General features: G+C 62.9%; 4 protein-coding genes. All 4 read right to left on the bottom strand.

Annotation, left to right across the window (positions count from 1 at the left end):
- On the bottom strand, positions 1–361 hold a 361-nt coding region (locus tag AAC083_RS02890; protein WP_146181559.1), incomplete at its 3' end, for an efflux RND transporter permease subunit.
- Between the two features lie 76 nt (positions 362–437).
- The gene (locus tag AAC083_RS02885) at positions 438–1,946 is read right to left on the bottom strand and encodes an efflux RND transporter periplasmic adaptor subunit (RefSeq protein WP_108535770.1); all 1,509 of its coding nucleotides are present in this window, start codon (positions 1,944–1,946) and stop codon (positions 438–440) included.
- A gap of 314 nt (positions 1,947–2,260) precedes the next feature.
- Complete coding sequence (locus AAC083_RS02880) at positions 2,261–2,713, bottom strand: hypothetical protein (protein ID WP_042038471.1); 453 nt, start codon at positions 2,711–2,713, stop codon at positions 2,261–2,263.
- 201 nt (positions 2,714–2,914) lie between these two features.
- Positions 2,915–3,083: efflux RND transporter permease subunit (locus tag AAC083_RS22845; protein ID WP_258224581.1), on the bottom strand; the 169-nt coding region annotated here is incomplete at its 5' end.

Genomic DNA, 3,083 nt, shown 5'->3' with positions numbered 1-3,083 from the left:
GGTTGGGGGCCACCTGGCTTAAATACTCCAGTACCCGGGCGCGCGCCCAGTAAAGATCGGTGCTGTCGTCAAACAGCACATAGACGAAGGAGTCACCGAAGAAGGAGTAGCCGCGCACCGTGGTCGCCCCCGGCACAGCCAGCATGGCGGTGGTGAGCGGATAGGTGACCTGATCCTCGACCACCTGGGGGGCCTGTCCCGGGTAGGCGGTCTTGATGATCACCTGCACGTCGGAGAGATCCGGCAGGGCATCCACCGGGGTCTGCTTGACCGACCAGAGCCCCCAGGCGGTGAGCATGACGGTCAACAGCAGCACCAGAAAGCGGTTGCCCACCGACCAGCGAATGATGGAAGGGATCATGCTCTGGCTCCTCCCTCTTGGCGTGGAGTGAACGGCAGGAGATGGTTGCTAGTAAAGCGGCAAGAGATCGAGGGGATCATGGCTTGGCTCCCATATCATGCTGGCCAGGGTCCATGCCTTCCATCTCATCCTTTGCCTGCACCGGAGCGTGGCCGCTGGCCGGGGCCTTCTCCTGATGGATGGTGGTGATGAGGTACTCATCCCCCTCCTGCATCACCTGCAGATGGAGGCTTTGCCCTTGGGCGAGCCGAGCAATGTCCACTCCATCCGCCACGGTGAACTCCATCTCCATGGCGGGCCACTGCCACTCGGGAATGGGCTCGTGGGCCACCATCAGGGTGCGGTTTGCCAGGTCGATGCTCTGTACAGTCCCTCGCGTCCACACCTGCGCTGGGCGCACCGCCGTCATGCGCTGGAAGTCCGAGTCGATGGCCGATTCTGAATCGAGCAGGAACTGGGCCGAGCGGACTATGCTGTCGCCCGCTTCCACCCCCGCCTTGATGGCCACCCTGTCGCCAAACTGGGGGCCGAGGGTGACGGCCACCGACTTGAAGTTGCCATCCCCCAGCGCCAGCACCAGCCGATCCTGGCTGCCGGTGCGGATCACCGCTTCGCTCGGCACCACCAACTGCGGTGCGCCTTTGCCAGTGCGGATGGCCACCTTGGCGAACATATTGGGTTTCAAAAACTCGTCCGGGTTGTCAAAGCGCAGCCGCACCTTGAGGGTACGGGTGGCAGCATCCAGGGTCGGATAGAGGTAATCTACCCGGCCCTCCCAGCGGCGGCCGGGGGTGTAATCCAGGGTCATGGTGACCGGATCCCCCACCTTCAGCTGGGCCGCCTGCCGTTCGAACACCTCGGCACTGACCCACACCTGCTGCAGGGTGCTGATGTTGAACAGCGCCGCGGCGGGCTCCACATACTGCCCCTCGCGCACCTTGAGCTCCGAGACATAGCCGCTGCTGGGGGCATAGATGGCAATGGTGTCGCGCACCTGACGGCTGCGCTTGAGGGCGGCAATCTGATCCGCTGGTACCTGCAGGGACCTGAGCTTGCCCTCGGCGGCGCGCAGCAGCAGCGGGTTGCTGGTATTGAGCGCCATCAGGTACTCATGCTGGGCGTTGACCAGCTCCGGGGCGTAGATCTCGTAGAGTAGGGTTCCTTTGGCAACATTCTGCCCTTCGCTCTTGATGGCGAGGGTGCGGATCCAGCCTGCCATGCGGGTGTTGATCGCCTCCAGCCTGTCTTCGTCATAGCCGACGTAACCCACCGTCTCGATCTGCTGGTGGATGGGCAGCTTCTCCACCTTGGCCAGCCGCACCCCCAGGTTCTGCTGGATCTGGGGGCTGATGGTGACGGTGCCTGGTGAGCCGTTTTTCTGCTCCTCATAGACGGGGATAAAGTCCATCCCCATGTTGTCCTTGGCGGGGGCATCACGCTTGTCGCGGGGATCCATGGGGTTGACCCAATAGATCGGCGTCTGCTTTTTGGCGGTGGCACCGTCGGTTATCTGTTTGGCTACCCAGTAGCCGCCACCGGCCCCGAGGGCGAGCAGCAGGGCAGAGAGAAGCAGTTTTTGGCTCATCGCACACCGCCTGTCTGCGGGAGGCGGATGGCACTTGATTCGGCGCAGTGCTGGGCACTGTGTCCGGAAATACGGGCAGATGACATCATATGTCTTCTCTTCTGTCAGGCCGCCGGGCTGCCGTGGTGACATGTGCCTCATGCCGTTATCACGGCAGCGCACACGGGCAGGGGCGGCAAACGGGGCGTTGCTGACGAGTCAGCGGACGCACGGCTCCCTGTTGTGACTGGCTGGGCCAGTCGTGAAAGGGTCAGGCAAGGGGGGGCGCAAGCGGCAAGATGAGCCTTGCCGCGAGCACGCGAGAGAAGCGCTTTCTAATGGTGCAGCACCGACAGCATCAGATGTCGGCGTGGCCAGGAGGGAGGGTGAGTACCGCGAGATCGCAGAAAGGGATCCCGCAGCCAGTGATCGAACAGATGGCTGGCGCCCCCCAGATGGGGCAGCAGCAACAGGGGGAGAGCGAGCAGGGTCAGTAGCACGGCCAGCAGTGGCAGGCCGGTCCCTGTTGGCGAGGTGAGGCCGCCGTGCATCTGGCACTCCCCCTGGCTCATGGCATTGCCCTGCTCTCCATCATCGGATGCCATTGTGTGGCAGGCGAGCCCCTGCATCGCGGTCGCGTTCATGGTTGCGTTGTCGCTGCCGGTCGCCATGGCGGAGGAGATGACATCGATCCCGTGCCAGCTGATGCAGAGGGTGAGATTGCAAACAAGCATGAGCGCCAGCAACAGCCGGGCAATGCGCTCAGTGGGCAATCTCGATGACAGCATGGACATGTCCTGATAATGAATGGGGTCACTGTAAACCTTACCTTGATAGTAAGGTCAAGGTGAGAGCAAGCCAATCAGCGCGGTTGTGATCCCGCCTGCGGTTTGCCTGAGGAGGGGGACGCAGATGGAGGTGCAAAGAGGGGCGACAGATGAGCCGTGTATGCCTAGAAAAGCCCCCGCATCGGCGGGGGCTGGTTAGTTTCACTGTTTCTTCTGGGGGGCAGGGTCGCGGGGGCGCTTCGATCGCTCCATGATGAGGCGGAAGAAGAGCGGGATAAAGAAGATGGCGATGAAGGTTGCCGCCATCATACCGCCGATCACCGGCCAGCCGAGGGCGTGGCGGCTGGCTGCACCTGCGCCACTCGAGGTG

The sequence above is a fragment of the Aeromonas sp. HMWF014 genome (assembly GCF_963878295.1).
Classification (GTDB): Bacteria; Pseudomonadota; Gammaproteobacteria; order Enterobacterales; family Aeromonadaceae; genus Aeromonas; species Aeromonas popoffii.
The sequence above is the reverse complement of the archived record's forward strand: the minus strand, read 5'-3'. Positions and strand labels throughout refer to the sequence as shown.